General features: G+C 55.7%; 15 protein-coding genes and 1 pseudogene. 6 read left to right on the top strand and 10 right to left on the bottom strand.

The window, feature by feature from the left end:
• Positions 1 to 150 precede the first annotated feature (150 nt).
• Together der and BTJ39_RS19705 are read left to right on the top strand one after the other, a co-directional pair.
• Positions 151 to 1,644, top strand: a complete 1,494-nt coding sequence (gene der, locus BTJ39_RS19710) for a ribosome biogenesis GTPase Der (protein WP_078004429.1) — start codon at positions 151 to 153, stop codon at positions 1,642 to 1,644.
• Between the two features lie 81 nt (positions 1,645 to 1,725).
• The gene (locus BTJ39_RS19705; RefSeq protein WP_078004428.1) at positions 1,726 to 1,929 is read left to right on the top strand and encodes a YfgJ family double zinc ribbon protein; all 204 of its coding nucleotides are present in this window, start codon (positions 1,726 to 1,728) and stop codon (positions 1,927 to 1,929) included.
• A gap of 78 nt (positions 1,930 to 2,007) precedes the next feature.
• Here BTJ39_RS19705 and BTJ39_RS19700 read toward each other — a convergent pair whose 3' ends face one another.
• Genes BTJ39_RS19700 through xseA form a run of 3 tightly spaced genes read right to left on the bottom strand, consistent with a single transcriptional unit; the run spans position 2,008 to position 4,777 of the window.
• Positions 2,008 to 2,343 (bottom strand): protealysin inhibitor emfourin, encoded by a 336-nt coding sequence (locus BTJ39_RS19700; protein WP_078004427.1) that lies wholly within the window; start codon positions 2,341 to 2,343, stop codon positions 2,008 to 2,010.
• Positions 2,343 to 3,356 carry a M4 family metallopeptidase gene (locus BTJ39_RS19695; RefSeq protein WP_078004426.1) on the bottom strand — a complete coding sequence of 338 codons (1,014 nt, stop codon included), beginning with the start codon at positions 3,354 to 3,356 and terminating at the stop codon, positions 2,343 to 2,345. Before BTJ39_RS19695 ends, BTJ39_RS19700 begins: the two co-directional genes overlap by 1 nt.
• A 50-nt stretch (positions 3,357 to 3,406) precedes the next feature.
• Positions 3,407 to 4,777, bottom strand: coding sequence for an exodeoxyribonuclease VII large subunit (gene xseA, locus BTJ39_RS19690; protein ID WP_078004425.1), 1,371 nt, complete (start codon positions 4,775 to 4,777; stop codon positions 3,407 to 3,409).
• A gap of 169 nt (positions 4,778 to 4,946) precedes the next feature.
• Between xseA and guaB the strand changes: the two genes are divergently transcribed.
• Both guaB and guaA read left to right on the top strand, forming a co-directional pair.
• A complete protein-coding gene (gene guaB / locus BTJ39_RS19685; RefSeq protein WP_078004424.1) occupies positions 4,947 to 6,413 on the top strand; it encodes an IMP dehydrogenase in 1,467 nt (488 codons plus the stop codon).
• 72 nt (positions 6,414 to 6,485) lie between these two features.
• Positions 6,486 to 8,066 (top strand): glutamine-hydrolyzing GMP synthase, encoded by a 1,581-nt coding sequence (gene guaA, locus BTJ39_RS19680; RefSeq protein WP_078004423.1) that lies wholly within the window; start codon positions 6,486 to 6,488, stop codon positions 8,064 to 8,066.
• A gap of 203 nt (positions 8,067 to 8,269) precedes the next feature.
• Here the strand turns inward: guaA and BTJ39_RS19675 are convergent, their stop codons facing one another.
• The 7 genes from BTJ39_RS19675 to lsrA are packed head-to-tail and all read right to left on the bottom strand — an operon-like array spanning position 8,270 to position 14,905.
• Entirely contained in the window at positions 8,270 to 9,013 is a 744-nt protein-coding gene (locus BTJ39_RS19675) for a beta/alpha barrel domain-containing protein (RefSeq protein WP_078004422.1), read from the bottom strand.
• Between the two features lie 10 nt (positions 9,014 to 9,023).
• Complete coding sequence (gene lsrG, locus BTJ39_RS19670) at positions 9,024 to 9,314, bottom strand: (4S)-4-hydroxy-5-phosphonooxypentane-2,3-dione isomerase (RefSeq protein WP_078004421.1); 291 nt, start codon at positions 9,312 to 9,314, stop codon at positions 9,024 to 9,026.
• Positions 9,315 to 9,363: 49 nt separating this feature from the next.
• On the bottom strand, positions 9,364 to 10,239 hold the full coding sequence (gene lsrF / locus BTJ39_RS19665; RefSeq protein WP_078004420.1) for a 3-hydroxy-5-phosphonooxypentane-2,4-dione thiolase: 876 nt from the start codon (positions 10,237 to 10,239) through the stop codon (positions 9,364 to 9,366).
• A 28-nt stretch (positions 10,240 to 10,267) separates the two neighbouring features.
• A complete protein-coding gene (gene lsrB / locus BTJ39_RS19660; protein WP_078004419.1) occupies positions 10,268 to 11,290 on the bottom strand; it encodes an autoinducer 2 ABC transporter substrate-binding protein LsrB in 1,023 nt (340 codons plus the stop codon).
• Positions 11,291 to 11,316: 26 nt separating this feature from the next.
• Positions 11,317 to 12,315, bottom strand: a complete 999-nt coding sequence (lsrD, locus tag BTJ39_RS19655) for an autoinducer 2 ABC transporter permease LsrD (RefSeq protein WP_078004418.1) — start codon at positions 12,313 to 12,315, stop codon at positions 11,317 to 11,319.
• Positions 12,315 to 13,364, bottom strand: a complete 1,050-nt coding sequence (gene lsrC, locus BTJ39_RS19650) for an autoinducer 2 ABC transporter permease LsrC (protein ID WP_078004417.1) — start codon at positions 13,362 to 13,364, stop codon at positions 12,315 to 12,317. The genes lsrD and lsrC overlap by 1 nt, the downstream gene beginning before the upstream one ends.
• Positions 13,358 to 14,905 (bottom strand): autoinducer 2 ABC transporter ATP-binding protein LsrA, encoded by a 1,548-nt coding sequence (gene lsrA, locus BTJ39_RS19645; RefSeq protein ID WP_078004416.1) that lies wholly within the window; start codon positions 14,903 to 14,905, stop codon positions 13,358 to 13,360. The genes lsrC and lsrA overlap by 7 nt, the downstream gene beginning before the upstream one ends.
• A 255-nt stretch (positions 14,906 to 15,160) precedes the next feature.
• On the opposite strand from lsrA, the gene lsrR reads away from it, so the two are divergent.
• Entirely contained in the window at positions 15,161 to 16,117 is a 957-nt protein-coding gene (lsrR, locus tag BTJ39_RS19640) for a transcriptional regulator LsrR (RefSeq protein ID WP_078004480.1), read from the top strand.
• Positions 16,118 to 16,224: 107 nt separating this feature from the next.
• Positions 16,225 to 16,833 (top strand): annotated as a pseudogene (locus BTJ39_RS19635) (FGGY family carbohydrate kinase); the annotation flags it as partial.
• Positions 16,834 to 16,961: the final 128 nt, after the last annotated feature.

Genomic DNA, 16,961 nt, shown 5'->3' with positions numbered 1-16,961 from the left:
AACGGCTCCTGAGTTTATCAGGGGCCGTTTCGTTTTACTTACAGCGTGGTATTCTTGTCGCCATTCGCTGGTTCGCCCCGTCAACTATGAGACGTCCGCTGAGAACGACTTTGTGGGATGGCCAGGCAATTTTTATATGAGGTTTTAGTTATGATACCTGTGGTTGCGCTGGTTGGGCGTCCCAACGTCGGCAAATCCACCCTGTTTAACCGCCTGACGCGAACGCGTGATGCGCTGGTTGCAGATTTTCCTGGTCTGACGCGCGACCGTAAATATGGCCGCGCGGAAGTGGAAGGGCGTGAGTTTATTTGCATTGATACCGGCGGTATTGATGGCAGTGAAGAGGGCGTGGAAACCCGTATGGCGGCGCAGTCGCTGCTGGCGATTGAAGAAGCCGACGTGGTGCTCTTTATGGTTGATGCCCGCGCGGGATTAATGCCGGCGGATGAAGGTATCGCTAAACATCTGCGTATGCGCGACAAGCCGACTTTCCTGGTAGCGAATAAAACGGACGGCGTGGACACCGATTCGGCGGTTGTCGAATTTTATGCGCTGGGTCTGGGCGAGATTTATCCTATTGCGGCCTCCCACGGTCGCGGGGTCACCAGCCTGCTGGAGACGGTGCTGCTGCCCTGGATGAGTGGCGAAGAGGTCGAGGCGCAGCCGCTGACCGAAGAGCAAGAGAATGAGGCCTACTGGGCGGAGCAGGAAGCGTTGGAGAACGCGGATGCAGCCGAGGAGGAGGAAGACACTTTTAATCCGCAGGATCTGCCGATTAAGCTGGCAATCGTCGGGCGTCCTAACGTGGGTAAATCAACGCTCACTAACCGTATCCTCGGCGAAGACCGCGTGGTGGTATTTGATATGCCCGGTACCACGCGCGACAGCATTTATATTCCGATGGAGCGCGACGAGCGCGAATATATCCTGATCGATACCGCAGGCGTGCGCAAGCGCGGCAAAGTGACCGAAACGGTGGAAAAGTTCTCGGTAATTAAAACCTTGCAGGCCATCGAAGATGCCAACGTGGTAATGCTGGTTATTGACGCGCGCGCCGGTATCTCCGATCAGGATTTGTCACTGCTTGGCTTTATCCTCAATGCCGGGCGCTCGCTGGTGATCGTGGTCAACAAGTGGGACGGACTGTCGCAGGAAGTGAAGGATGAAGTGAAAGAGACCCTGGATTATCGCCTTGGTTTTATCGACTTCGCTCGCGTGCATTTTATCTCAGCGCTGCACGGCAGCGGGGTGGGCAACCTGTTTGAATCGGTCACCGAAGCTTACGATTGTTCAACCCGTCGCGTAAGTACTTCACTGCTGACGCGCATTATGCATATGGCGACGGACGGCCATCAGCCGCCGCTGGTACGCGGTCGCCGGGTGAAATTAAAGTACGCCCACGCCGGTGGTTACAACCCGCCGATCGTGGTTATTCACGGCACTCAGGTGAAAGATCTGCCGGATTCCTATAAACGCTACCTGATGAACTATTTCCGCAAGTCGCTAAACGTTATGGGAACGCCTATCCGAATTCAGTTTAAGGAAGGGGAGAATCCCTACGCCGGCAAGCGCAATCTTCTGACGCCGACCCAGCAGCGCAAGCGCAAGCGCCTGATGTCGCATCTGAAGAAGAATAAGCGCTAATTACTTTGACCAGGGCCGGGTTACCGGCCCTGTTTTTTTTCTACAATCAGGGTAATTCATATCCACGTTGGAGATATCCTGATGCCTTTATGCCCTCATGATAAGCAGCTGCTGGACGAATCGGCCAGCGGCTTTGACTGCCCGGCCTGCGGCCGTCATTTCGGCAGCCAGCCTTTATGCCCGGAATGTGGCGAAGCGCTCAAGGTGCTCAAAGCCTGCGGTGCGGTTGATTACTTTTGTAAAACTCACGGCATGGTTTCCCGATCGCGGGCAATCGTTTCCTGAGTCTGCCTGGTTAGGGCTGGCAGCAAGCTATCGCTTATCGCGCGCTGGGTTTAATCTGGACGGCATGCCAGTCAGCACTTACTGCACCGCGTCGCGCCACAGCGATTGCAGCGTTGCCGGGGCGTCCTGCTCCGCGATCAGCACGACAACGCTTGTACCCTGCGGGCGCGTAGTCCAGCTGATTTCAATGCGAAAGTAGCGCCGATCGCCGCTGCCCATATCACTGGCTTCTGAGGCGGGTTTAGCTAGCGCCAGCGCCGCCTGCAGCGTTTGACACACCGCAGCGCGCTTATCGGCAGAAAGCTGCGCCAGGGTTATGCGTCTTGGTTCGGCAAATTTGGGAATAAAAGCCACGCCGCCTTCGCGTGCCAGCTCGATTACCGCGTCATCGCTCAGCTCTGGCATACCGTTCATTACAGCACTCCTACCTCTTGCCACGCCGCTTCAATGGCGCTGGCCGTTTTATCATCAAAGCGTTTTTTAGCGTGATTAACCGTGAGCCGGGCGAAGGTTTTAAAGTCGGCGTCCTGGGGCAGCGCGCTGTCGCAAATCGTGTCATACCAGGCATAGCCCGCTTTTTCCCAGGCAAATCCACCGATAGCGCTGGCGGCGAGGTAAAATGCCCGGTTAGCAATGCCGGAATTAAGGTGTACACCGCCATTGTCATCGCGGGTCTCAATATAGCCGGTCATAGCGTCCGGCTGAGGATCTTTGCCGAGGAGCGGATCGTCATATGCGCTGCCGGGATGAGACATTGACCGCAACCCTTTACCTTTAATGCCCTTCGCCAGCAGGTGCTCGCCGATTAGCCAGTCCGCCTGGTCGGCAGTTTGCTGCAGATGAAACTGCTTTACCAGAGAACCAAAAACGTCGGAAACCGATTCATTCAGCGCGCCGGACTGACCGCTATAGGTAAGTCCGGCTTCCGACTCGGTTACGCCGTGGGTCAGTTCGTGCGCTACTACGTCAATGGCGATGGTAAAGCGATTAAAGATTTCGCCATCGCCATCGCCAAACACCATCTGCTGGCCGTTCCAGAAGGCATTCTGATAGTCCTGGCCGTAGTGCACGCTGCCCAGCAGCGATAGCCCCCGGTTGTCCAGCGAGTTTCGCTGATAGGCCTGCCAGTAGAAATCATAAGTAACGCCCAGGTATTCCCAGGCCTCTTTGACTGCGACATCATCGCTGCCTTGTTGCGTATCGCTACGCACCAACTCACCGGGTAAATTCTGGCTGTGATAAGCGTCATAAATTTCACGCACTGCGCTGCCGGCTTTAGCGCTCTGGCTGGCGCGAGGTTTGCTTTGCGGGGCCGCCATCAGGCTTTGTATATGAGTCAGCGTCTGACGGGCGCAGTTCTGTTGATGGCTGGCGCCGTTGCTGATGATTTTATTGAGAATATAGGGGGGAACGACCGTGCGGATCATAGCACACTTCCTTGAATAAACATTAGTGTGCTTTAAGTATAGCTGCGCGTTCAGCCCGCTGATTTTTTTCTGCTGCCGGCGCGATGTAGCCCGGTGATCTGGCTTTCAACCCAGCCGTCATCGAGGCGGGTTTTCAGCGTTTCGCCCGTTTTTAACTGTCGCACTTTCTTCACCACTTTATTGTCTGCCGTGGTGGTGACGCTGAAGCCGCGCGCCAGGGTTGCCAGCGGGCTGACGCCCTCCAGCTGACCTGCAAGGCTTGCGAAACGCTGACGTCGGCTATTCAGCTGCTGTCCGATGGCCTGACTAAGCTGATAGCGCTGCTGTTGCAGGCGCTGTTGCAGCTGGGAAATACGTGTCAGCGGCTGCTGATAGTTAAGCCGCTGCAGGGTGCGCTCATGCTGTTGACCGGCGCGTTTCAGGCGGCGTTGCACGGCGTCGGCCAGGCGACGCTGCAGCTGTAGCAGGGCGCTTTGCTGGCGCGCCAGCCGCAGCTGAGGGTGCTGCTGCTGTAAACGGTGCGTCAGCCGGGCATAGCGCTGATTCTGGCGTGCCAGATAATAATCCATCGCCATCTCTAACCGTTGCTGCTGCGACTGCAGCTGACGCAGCAGTTCAATCTGATTACGGCTCACCAGCTCAGCGGCGGCTGAAGGGGTTGGTGCGCGCAGGTCGGCGACAAAATCAGCAATGGTAATATCGGTTTCGTGGCCCACCGCGCTGACCACGGGCAGCTGGCTGGCGAAAATGGCCCTTGCTACCCGCTCGTCGTTAAAGCTCCACAGGTCTTCCAGCGAACCGCCGCCGCGACCCACGATCAGCACATCGCACTCGCCACGAAGATTAGCCAGTTCAATGGCGCGAACAATGGCGGCCGGCGCCTCAGCGCCCTGAACGGGAGTGGGGTAAATGACCACGGGCAGAGAAGGATCCCGGCGGTGGAGAATGCGTAAAATATCGTGCAGCGCGGCGCCTGTCGACGAGGTGATGACTCCCACACGGCGAGCAGGTTCCGGCAACGGCTTCTTATGTGCGGCCTCAAAAAGCCCCTCCGCGCCGAGCCGCTGCTTGAGCTGCTCAAACTGCTGCTGCAGTAAGCCCTCGCCGGCAGGCTGCATGTTTTCGATGATCAACTGATAGTCGCCGCGAGGTTCATACAGCGTGATGGTGGCACGCACCAATACCTGCTGACCGTGCTGGGGCCGGAAGGTCACGCGGCGGTTACTGTTACGAAACATCGCGCAGCGAACCTGGGCGCCATCATCTTTCAGCGTAAAGTACCAGTGCCCGGAGGAGGGCTGGGAAAAGTTTGAGATCTCGGCGCTTAGCCACACCTGACCCATTTCTTGTTCCAGCAGCTGGCGGACGGTGGTATTCAGCCGACTAACGGTAAAAATGGTGCCTGATGGAGGTTGCGACATGTGATAGAGATCAAATAGTTAATCAGAGGGTTAATTAATCGATACTACATGGCTGCTGGCGGGGATCAAGACTTTTTATAAAAAAAGCTGGAGGCAATCGGTTACGGCCTGTATAATTCAGCGGCAATATTTTATCTGTTCTCATTTACCCCCAGGTTGAGATATTGCCATGCTACGAATCGCTAAAGAAGCACTTACATTTGACGACGTCCTGCTCCTTCCCGCCCATTCCACTGTTTTGCCCAGCACTGCCGATCTCAGCACCCAGCTGACGAAAAACATCCGTCTTAATATTCCCATGTTATCCGCTGCAATGGATACCGTGACGGAAGCCAATCTGGCTATCGCGCTGGCGCAGGAAGGCGGCCTTGGCTTTATCCATAAAAATATGTCGATTGAACGCCAGGCGGAAGAAGTCCGCAAGGTGAAAAAGCATGAAAGCGGTATCGTCACCGAACCGCAAACGGTGCTGCCAACAACGCCTCTGAGCGATGTAAAAGCCTTAACCGAGCGTAACGGCTTCGCAGGCTATCCGGTCGTTAACGCCGATAACGAGCTGGTCGGGATTATTACCGGACGTGACGTTCGCTTCGTTACCGACCTGAGCAAGCCAGTCTCTGCGGTAATGACGCCGAAAGAGCGGTTGGTGACGGTAAAAGAAGGTGAGTCGCGCGAAGTCGTATTGCAGAAAATGCACGAAAAGCGCGTTGAAAAAGCGCTGGTGGTTGATAACAGTTTCCACCTGCTTGGCATGATCACGGTAAAAGATTTTCAGAAAGCAGAACGTAAGCCTAACGCCTGTAAGGATGCGCAGGGACGCCTGCGCGTCGGCGCTGCGGTTGGCGCTGGCGCCGGCAATGAAGAGCGCGTTGATGCGCTGGTGGCCGCCGGGGTCGATGTTCTGCTGATTGACTCTTCGCACGGCCACTCCGAGGGCGTGCTGCAGCGCATTCGTGAAACCCGCGCTAAGTATCCTGAGCTGGAAATTATTGGTGGCAACGTCGCCACCGGCGCCGGTGCGCTGGCGCTGGTCGAGGCAGGCGTCAGTGCGGTTAAAGTTGGCATCGGTCCTGGCTCCATCTGTACCACCCGTATCGTTACCGGCGTGGGCGTGCCGCAAATTACCGCGGTGTCCGACGCGGTTGCTGCCCTGGAAGGCACTGGCATTGCGGTCATCGCCGACGGCGGCATTCGCTTTTCCGGTGATATCGCTAAAGCCATCGCGGCTGGCGCATCGGCGGTGATGGTCGGCTCAATGCTGGCGGGGACCGAAGAGTCTCCCGGCGAAATCGAACTCTATCAAGGACGTTCGTTTAAATCCTATCGCGGCATGGGATCGCTGGGGGCGATGTCGAAAGGATCTTCCGACCGCTACTTTCAGAGCGATAACGCCGCCGACAAGCTGGTGCCGGAAGGCATCGAAGGGCGGGTTGCTTATAAAGGCCGCCTGAAGGAGATTGTTCATCAGCAGATGGGCGGCCTGCGCTCCTGCATGGGGCTGACCGGCTGCGGGTCTATCGACGAGCTGCGCACCAAAGCGGAGTTTGTCCGCATCAGCGGCGCCGGCATCTCTGAAAGCCACGTTCATGACGTGACCATCACCAAAGAGTCGCCGAACTACCGCATGGGATCCTGATCCCGTTAATTATCACGCCCGGCTCAGCCGGGCGTTCTTGCGCAGTTTTGTCTATGCCCTGGAATTGCCTTAATGACAATGGAAAATATTCATAAGCATCGTATTCTCATCCTCGATTTCGGCTCTCAGTACTCCCAACTGGTGGCGCGTCGCGTGCGTGAGCTCGGCGTATACTGCGAGCTGTGGGCCTGGGACGTCACCGAAGAGCAGATCCGCCAGTTCAATCCTAATGGCATTATCCTTTCCGGCGGCCCGGAAAGTACCACCGAACATAACAGCCCGCGAGCGCCGGAATATGTCTTCCGTGCTGGTGTACCGCTGCTGGGCGTTTGCTATGGTATGCAGACGATGGCCATGCAGCTGGGGGGCCACGTTGAGGGCTCAACCGAGCGTGAGTTCGGCTATGCTCAGGTGGAAGTGCAGACTGAAAGCGCGCTGGTGCGCGATATTGAAGATGCTATCAGCGATGCCGGCAAGCCGCTGCTGGACGTCTGGATGAGCCATGGCGACAAAGTTACCGCGATCCCCGCCGACTTCGTCACCGTTGCCAGCACGGAAACCTGTCCGTTCGCCATTATGGCCAACGAAGAAAAACGCTTCTACGGCGTACAGTTTCATCCGGAAGTTACCCATACTCGCCAGGGCCAGCGCATTCTTGAGCGCTTTGTGCGCGATATCTGCCAGTGCGAGGCGCTGTGGACGCCCGCTAAAATTATCGAAGACGCCGTCGAGCGCCTGCGCCAGCAGATAGGTGACGACCGGGTGATCCTCGGCCTGTCCGGCGGCGTAGACTCCTCCGTCACCGCGATGCTGCTGCATCGCGCCATCGGCGAGCGACTGACCTGCGTGTTTGTCGATAATGGCCTGCTGCGCCTGAACGAAGCTGAGCAGGTACTGGAAATGTTTGGCGATCACTTCGGCCTCAACATCGTCCACGTTCCGGCGGAAGCACGCTTTCTGAGCGCGCTGGCGGGTATTGACGATCCCGAAGCTAAGCGGAAAACCATTGGTCGGGTATTTGTTGAAGTATTCGATGAAGAAGCCGGTAAGCTTAAGGATGTGAAATGGCTGGCGCAGGGGACTATTTATCCTGACGTTATCGAGTCCGCCGCTTCGGCGACGGGCAAAGCGCACGTGATTAAATCACACCATAACGTCGGCGGTCTGCCCAAAGAGATGAAGCTTGGACTGGTTGAGCCGTTGAAAGAGCTGTTTAAAGATGAAGTGCGCAAAATTGGTCTTGAGCTGGGCTTGCCCTATGACATGCTCTACCGTCATCCGTTCCCCGGTCCGGGTCTCGGCGTACGCGTGCTGGGCGAAGTGAAAAAAGAGTACTGCGACCTGCTGCGCCGCGCCGATGCTATTTTCATCGAAGAGCTGCGCAAAGCCGATCTCTACAACAAGGTCAGCCAGGCCTTTACCGTCTTTCTGCCGGTGCGCTCGGTGGGCGTGATGGGCGATGGCCGCAAATACGACTGGGTGGTGTCGCTGCGTGCGGTGGAAACCATTGACTTTATGACCGCCCACTGGGCACATCTGCCCTATGAGTTCCTTGGGCGCGTATCTAACCGCATTATCAATGAAGTCAACGGTATTTCCCGTGTGGTTTATGATATTAGCGGTAAACCGCCTGCCACTATTGAGTGGGAATGATTTCGCGTCTGGCAATAGCCTGCACGTATAAGCAGTAAGACACCTCTAAGCCCGCGCCGCGGGCTTTTTTGTTTTTGTGTCTGGCATTTTCTGGCAGCGGTTAGCAACGGGAAGCACGGTTTTTTCAATGGAATTTTTGAGGGTACTCTCTGGATATGTTCAAAAGAATGGGCATGCAGCGAAATAAGAAAACAGACCTGCTCTTATTTCGCTGCATGAATTGTAGCCAGCCAGCGAGAGATATTATCCGCCAGCGCATCGTTGCTGAAGAGCGCGCTGCCGGATACCACACGATCAACGCCGCTGGCGATTATCCCGGGAAGTTCTTCCAGCTTTAGCGAACCGTCAACCGCCAGCAGAATGGCGTTTCGCTTACCGGCTGCATTGAGTAATGCGACAACCTGGGCGATGCGCCGGAGTAAGGCTGGCGTGCTGAGCTTGCTACCGTAGCCAGGGTTTACTGCCAGAATTTGTACGATTTCAACGTATTCAATGACCGGCAAAATGTGTTCCAGTGGCGTTGCGGGGCACAGGCTAATCCCTCGCAACACCGGCATCGTACCGCCGGAGACTTCAGCGCTTTGCTCACCCAGCCAATGGAGCATATGGTGCATATGCGGCGTGTTTTCCACCTGCAGCGTGACGCAGTGTGCTCCTGCCTTTACGCTGGCCTGCACCACGGGCCAGGGATTATCCACCATAAGATGGACATCCTTAATCATCTGCTGTGGCAATTGCGCGATAGCCCAGGGGCCGACGGTGAACTGAGGGCAAAAATGCCCGTCCATCAGATCCAGATGAACAACGGGTTGTTCAAGCGCGTGAAGATTTTGCTGGTACTCCCCGAGTTTGAGCCACTGACCGGCAAGAATGCCGATGCTTAACGGGTAGCGTTTCATCAGCGATACGCACTCCGCGCGATTCAATCCGGAAAAGTGGCGGTTCATTTTTAGATCCTTATGGCATCAATCCATTAAAGACGCGTTTTTTTCGTGGGCCGCTCATCAGCGATTCCAGTTTCTCAACACAGGCAAGGTAGTGGGGTGTTGTTTTATGAAACGCAACGGCGGCTTCATCTTTATAGGCTTCATAAATATAAAAGCGGCTCTTAACCTCAGGATCCTGCAATACATCAAAACGCAGATTCCCCTCTTCACGCACAGACCCCAGGTGATTGAGGCGAAATACTTCGATAAATTCGGCGACTTTATCTTCGTGGACGTTAATTTCCACCAGAGTGACATGCATATTGCTCTCCTTGAAACGCATGGGCCCGCCAGGCACGCCCATGACCTTGTTAGTTTTTCTCGCTCAGATAGCGTTCATACGCGCGGTCAGCGGTTTCATTCGCGTGTACCACCGCATGGACGGCCTTCATCATGGCGACAGGATGGTCGGACTGGAAGATGTTGCGTCCCATATCGACACCGGATGCCCCCTGATCGATGGCTTGCCAGCACATCTCAAGCGCTTCGCGTTCCGGTAATTTTTTGCCTCCCGCGATAACAATCGGCACCGGGCAACCTGCGGCGATGCGCTCAAAACCTTTATCAACATAGTAGGTCTTGATGATCTGCGCCCCCATCTCTGCGGCGATCCGGGTAGCGAGTGAGAAGTAGCGCTGGTCGCGCACCATATCTTTCCCCACGCCGGTCACCGCCATTGTCGGCATGCCGACTTTGATGCCGGCATCGATCAACTGAATGATATTTTTGATCGACTGGTGTTCGTACTCGCTGCCGATATACACCTGTGCCGCTACCGCGCAGCTGTTGAGACGCACGGCATCATCCATGGAGAGCGCGACCGCCTCATTGCTTAACTCGGTGAGAATAGAATTAGCGCCAGAAGCGCGCAGGACCACCGGCTTGTTGGTGGCGGGGGGGACCACGCTGCGCAGGATGCCGCGTGTACACATCAGCACATCGGCGAGCGGGAATAGGGGGGCGATATTGATATCGATACGCTCCAGCCCCGTCGTCGGCCCCTGAAAATAGCCATGGTCAAACGCAAGCATGACCGTTCTTCCCGTCTCGGGATTAAAAATGCGCGACAGGCGGGACTGCATCCCCCAGTCAAGTGCGCCGCACCCTTTAAGCGTGTACTGGGTATTGCGTTGCGGCGTATCGGTATGGAAATCCTTACCATCTTTTAGGTCATCTAAATCAGCCATTTTTTACTCCACAGTGACGGAAGAAAACTCAGAAATTGTATTTATCGATATTCTCTTTGGTAAACACCACGCGTTCAGGCAGAAGCACAATGCCATTGCCCTTCGCCTCGTAGCTGTAGCCCTGTACGCTGTTCGGTGAGACCTCGACCTTGCCCACGCCGGGAATGTCCAGCTTGTCACCGCTATTCATATCGCCTTTTTTCAGCAACGCGTCAGCGACGTACACCGATATTTTGCCCTGCTGGACCACGTCCCAGAGGCCGAACTCTTTCACCGTGCCGCGTTGAACATAAGGGCGCATTACGTTTGGCGTACTGAATCCGACAATGGCCACGCGGGTGTTTTTCAGGTTTTCAGCAGCCTGAGCGGCGGCGGGAAGGGCATTGGCATCGGGCGCGATGATGGCGTCGAGATCGGGATAAGCTTTAATGATGCCTTCTGCGGTTTGCAGCGATTTGGTGGCGTCGTTATAGCCAAATTGGGTCGTGACGACTTCCCAGCCCGGATGATCTTTGGTGATTTTTTCTTTTGCCTTTTTCACCCACTGGTTCTGATCGGTCACGGTCGGACTGGAATAGAAGAAGGCCACTTTGGCTTTCTCTTTTTTGACCTGATTGGCGGCCATATCGACCAGCATGCCGCCTAACTGGGCCGGCGTGCCCTGGTCGATATAGTACGAGCGACATTCCGGTTTGGTGTCAGAATCCCAGGTCAGGATTTTCACACCGCGTTGCATGGCACGCTTTAACGCCGGACATAAGCCATCAGGGGAAACGGCGGAAACCACAATGGCGTTATATCCCTGGTTAACGAAGTTATTGATGAGCTGAACCTGACCAGACACGCTGGGCTCTGTTGGACCGTCATAGGTGACATCGACGCCAAGCTCTTTGCCGGCCTCCAGGGCGCCGTTACCGCCACTGGTAAAGAATCCCACGCCAACCAGTTTCGGGATAAACGCAATTCGCTCTGCGGCATAAGCGTTGAGGGTAAACATCGCAAGGCTAAGGGTACTGATTACGGCAATTTTTTTAATGCTCTGAATAGTCATGTACTTTTCCTTTAGGGCAATGGGCTTCAGGCCTGCCGGATGGCGCGACGACGCGCCATCCAGTCTTTAATCTGCTGACGATGCAGGCTGAGGGAACGACCGACAACAACAACAATAAGTAATGCGCCGGAGAGGGCGCTGGATACCTGATTAGGCACGCCAGCCATCTGCAACCCTTGCTGCAGATAGCCCACTAACAGCGCAGCAATAGCGGTGCCGAGAATTGACCCGGAACCTCCGTAGATATTGGCGCCGCCCAGAACAACGGCCGTAATGGCCGGCATCAGGAAGGAGACCCCCAGATCAGAACGCGCAGAGCCAAAGTAAGAGACCAGCAGCACAGCTGAGACCGCCGAGGCAAAGCCGGTCATCGCGTACAGTGCGTACAGCGTCCTGTTCACCGGGATAGCGCTATACAGCGCCACGCGGGGGCTTTGCCCAATCAGGAGGACATTTCGTCCGGCGTGGGTTCGATGCATCAGCAACCAGAAAAACAGCACGCTGACGAGAAAGAAGATCAGTGGTACGGGCAGGCCCAGCACATCAAGGTTGGCAAAATCGATGAAACCCTGTGGGAAACCGCCGATACCTTCGTAACCGGTCGCTCCCGCTATCCCCGACAGCAGCAGTGCGCTGCCGCCAAACAGGTATAAGGTTCCCAGGGTGATGACCAGCGGGTTCACGCCCGTGTAGATAATCAGTCCGGCGTTGATCAGCCCGCACAGCGCGCCCAGCGCGAGCGTCAGGATAATGGCCAGCGCAAGCGGGACGCCGCCCTGGAACATCACCCCCAGCGCGATGGCGCACAGCCCCATCGTGGAACCGAAGGAGATATCGATCCCGCCGCTGACGATCACCATGGTTAAAGGCAGGGCGACAATGCCAATACAGATAAAGTCGCTGGTGCTGAACAGCAGTACGCTCAGATTCAGCAGGCGCGGATTGAGGGCGCCGAATCCCAGAATCTCAATCACCAGTAGCGCGGCGAGCGCCAGTTCCCAGCCGTAACGATGTAAACGAGTCATCAGGCAACCTCATTTTTTTTGGCGGTACGCACAGTATCTGCTGCTCTTTTTGCCGACGGACGCGGCTGGGGCGGCGGAGTGAAGCGGGCATATTTTTGCCGGCGGATATTGCGTTCCAGCGCCCGGCGCAGTCGGCCGTCAAAAACCAGCACCGCCAGCAGGACAAGACCGGCAATAAAGTCATTCCACCACGCCGGAATGCGCAGCAGGACCAGTACGCTGTCGATTTGAGTCAGGAAATAGGCGCCGAGCACGGCGCCAATGATTGTCCCAGACCCGCCCAGCAGGCTGATTCCACCCAGTACGCAGGCGGCAATGGCTTTCATTTCCAGCCCGGTTCCCGTCTGATTAGGGATAAAGCCAATCTGCGAGGCAAAGACGATCCCGGCCAGAGCCGCCATGCAGCCATTGAGCGAGAAGGCCAGAATGCGGATGGCTTCGGTACGTACGCCAAGTTGGCGCGCGCCCTGCAAATTATCCCCGGTGGCATAGAAACAGCGGCCAAAGGCGGTTTTTGCCAGCAGCCAGGCCATCAGCAGCACCAGCAGCAGAGTCAGCCAGCCGATGGCGGAGATCCCGAGGAACACGGGGGCAGAGAGTTGCTTAAGCTGCGCCGGCAATCCCTCAATCCATTTACCGCCCGTCCAGAGCAGCATGACGCCGCGATACAGGCCAAGCGTACCCAGAGTGGCGACAATCGCCGGGATTTTCAGCCAGGCGACCAGCACGCCATTGAAAAATCCCGCCAGTAGTCCAAGTAGCAGCGTCGCCACGCAGGCCATCGGCAAGGAGTATCCCGCGTTCAGCAGCAGCCCCAGAAGCACGGCACACATCCCGGTGATCGAACCGACCGACACGTCGATGTTGCGGGTCAGCATGACCAGCGTCGCACCGAGCGCCAGCAGCATGAGGATTTGAGCGCTGCTGAAGATCATCGCCAGCGTTTGAAGGTTGAGATACTGGCTGTCGAGCATCCCGGGCAGCACGAACAGCAGCAGTACGGCCAGCAGTGCGGTTGCTTCGCGGTTATTCTGGATAAATTTCAGCATGGCGCTTCCCCGGAATGTGGTGTAGTCCCTGACGTGCGATCGCCGAACGCGACGTGCATGATGGTGTCGACATTAATCTCATCGCCCAGCAGGGCATCGCTGCCCATTTCACCCTGGTGCATGACGTAAACGCGATCGGCCATCTGTTCGATTTCCTCCAGGTCGGAAGAGATGAAAAGTACCGCGACATTCTGGGATGTAATACTGCGAAGCAGCTGATAGATATCGTTACGGGCAGAAACGTCCACACCGCGCGTCGGCTCATCGACAATCAGCACCTGCGGCGAGGCTTCGAGGCATTTGGCGATCAGAATTTTTTGCTGATTACCGCCGGAGAGCGTGCGGGCTGGCTGTTCGGGATCGTTCAGCTTGATATTGAGTGCGCGACGGTAGCGTTCGAGCGTGGCGCTATCTTTTGCCGGATTGACCCAGAAACCGCTGTGGTTATGGGTCAATGCGCAAACATTCCATGCCAGCGAGGCATCCAGATTCAGTCCTGATGATTGCCGATCCTCCGGCAAATACACCAGACCATGTTGCAGACGCTCGCGTGTGGAAAGCGCGGAGATATCCTTGCCGCCGAGTACCACGCGCCCGGCCCGCAGAGGTCTTAGCCCGTAAAGCGTTTCGGCAAGTTCGGTTCGCCCGGCGCCGACCAGACCGGCCAGACCTAAAATTTCCCCGGCACGCACCTCGAAACTGACGTTCATGAATCCTTCTCCGGTCACATTCTCGAGGCTCAACACCGGGGCGCCCGCATCGCGCTGCGGACGGTTGCCGGGCAGTTCCAGCCACAGTTTCTGCGTCGCACTGAGCGCATTTGTGCGTGAAGCCGGCGTGATAGCCTGGATAATCTCGTCTGTGCTCAGGTCCGCTGTTTTACCGGAGAGCGCAATAGTTCCGTCCCGCATCACGCTAATGTAATCCGCAATCTGGCGTATTTCTGGCAGCTTGTGGGAGATAAAGACGATCCCCACGCCGGTGCTCAACAACTCACGCAGACGACTGAACAAGCGATCGGTTTCCGCCGGTGTGAGTGAGGCCGTGGGTTCATCAAGAATCAAAATTCGCGAATCGCGCATCAGCCCGCGCATAATTTCGACCATTTGTCGATCGGCGACATCCAGAGAACTTGCCGGACTGTTAATATCAAACTGACAGCCCAGAACGCCCAGCATCGCACTCATTTTTTGCGTCGAGCTCTGGTGTTTGGGCAGACCAAACAGGACATTCTCTTTTACCGTCAGGCTGGGGAAGAGTAGCGGCTCCTGCGGTACCAGGTAGATCCCCAACTGATGCGCCAGGATCGGCGTCAGTTTTGTACAGCGGGAACCCTCAATCTCAATGCTTCCACTATCCGCCGGGGTAATACCGGCGATGATTTTCATCAGCGTGGATTTCCCGGCACCATTCCCTCCCAGCAGCGCATGGACTTCGCCTTTGCGCAAGACAAAGTCAATGCCTTTCAGTACGTTGACGCCAGAGTACTGCTTACAGACAGATTGTGCGCTAAGTAGGGGGGCGATGTTTTCGCGACTCATTTACGTGCCACCTCCGTTCGGCCTGGGTAAAATCAGGTTGAACAAATGTATTGTGCGATTCGAATTGTTCATAACCTTATGACCTAACTAGCCATAAAACCGACGAACAGATCACGTTTCATGATAAAATGATTGCAGTAATAAAATGTGTTCAAATAAAAGCCACTGAAATGTGGATTTAATCACAGTTATTAACCACCGATGAATGAACAATTGCGTTCAGAAATTCGATATGTTCAAAGTGAAGACAGAATGATGACGACTAACGACCCGATGGTTTCCGATCAAGGGATGTGTGAAGAAGAGCTGGTGGCACGCATTGCGTGGTTCTATTACCACGACGGTATGACGCAAAGCGACATCAGCAACAGGCTGGGGCTGACGCGGCTTAAGGTATCGCGGCTGCTGGAGAAAGGGCATCAGTCCGGGATTATTCGCGTACAGATTAATTCTCGCTTTGAAGGCTGTCTGGAATATGAAACTGAATTACGTCGCCGCTTTGATCTGAACAATGTGCGGGTCATTCCGGGATACCCTGGAGCCGATGCGTGTGTTCGCCTGGGCATCGGCGCTGCGCATATGCTGATGGAGTCACTCCAGCCGCAGCAGATTCTGGCTGCGGGCTTCGGCGAGGCGACCATGAATACCTTAAAACGGCTCAGCGGGTTTATTTCTGCTCAGCAAATTCGCCTGGTGACGCTGTCGGGTGGCGTAGGACCTTATATGACCGGGATTGGGCAACTCAACGCGGCCTGTCCGGTCAGCATTATCCCAGCTCCGCTTCGCGCCTCTTCAGCGGAGATTGCCCGGACATTAAAAAATGAAAACAGCGTTCAGGATGTGCTGCTGGCCGCCCAGGCTGCCGATGCGGCAATCGTTGGCATCGGCGCAATCAACCAGAAAGATGAGGCCACCATTATTCGATCAGGCTATATCACTAAGGGTGAACAGTTGATAATTGGCCGCAAAGGGGCCGTGGGCGACATTTTGGGCTATTTCTTCGATGGCGAAGGGCAGGTGATTCCGGATATGAAGATCCACGATGAACTGATCGGATTAAACCTCAATACCCTGAAAACCATCCCGACAGTGATTGGCGTCGCCGGCGGCGTGAATAAAGCGGAAGCCATCGCGGCGGCAATGAAAGGGGGTTATATCAACGCACTGGTTACTGACCAGGACACTGCCGCCGCCATCGTCAGCGGGCAGTAATGCCTATCTGCCGCGCAGGCGCGCAGCAAAGGGTAACAGAATTTCCGTTTGTACCGTGGAGAACGCATTGACGCACTGACAGATATAATAAGCCGAGGACTAATACGATGGCCCGACTCTGTACCCCCTCTGAATCAGCACATTATTTGATGGCTCTGGACGCCGGAACCGGAAGCGTCCGCGCTGTTATTTTCGACCTGGAAGGCAAACAAATTGCGGTGGGACAAGCGGAATGGCGACATCTTGCCGTACCGGATGTTCCTGGCTCAATGGAGTTTGATCTGGGGAAAAATTGGCAACTGGCCTGTGATTGCATCCGTCAGGCGCTGCATAACGCCGGGATTGCACCTGAAGCGATTGCAGCCGTTTCAGCGTGTTCGATGCGTGAAGGTATTGTTGTCTATGATGCAGAGGGGACGCCTGTCTGGGCCTGCGCAAACGTGGACGCCAGAGCTGCACGGGAAGTCAGCGAACTTAAAGAGATCCACGATTACACCTTCGAAAGCGAAGTCTATCGTAGCACCGGTCAGACGCTGGCGTTGAGCGCCATTCCACGTCTGCTCTGGCTGGCTCACCATCGTTCAGATATCTATCGTCGTGCCTCGACGGTCACCATGATCAGTGACTGGATGGCCTATATGCTCAGCGGCGAGCTGGCGGTGGATCCTTCCAATGCCGGAACAACGGGGCTGCTGGATCTCAAAACGCGCGACTGGATGTAGCGGCGAAAAATTTTCTGCACTGATTTGGATGAATTTCTGCACTCGCGGGTATGGTGATGGTGAGTGCAGAAATTCGTGCAAATTAGATTAAAATACAATCAGTTCTTATAACACGGTTTCCC

The sequence above is a fragment of the Izhakiella australiensis genome (assembly GCF_002006995.1).
GTDB classification, from domain to species: domain Bacteria; phylum Pseudomonadota; class Gammaproteobacteria; order Enterobacterales; family Enterobacteriaceae; genus Izhakiella; species Izhakiella australiensis.
This window is presented reverse-complemented; position numbering and strand designations above follow the sequence as displayed.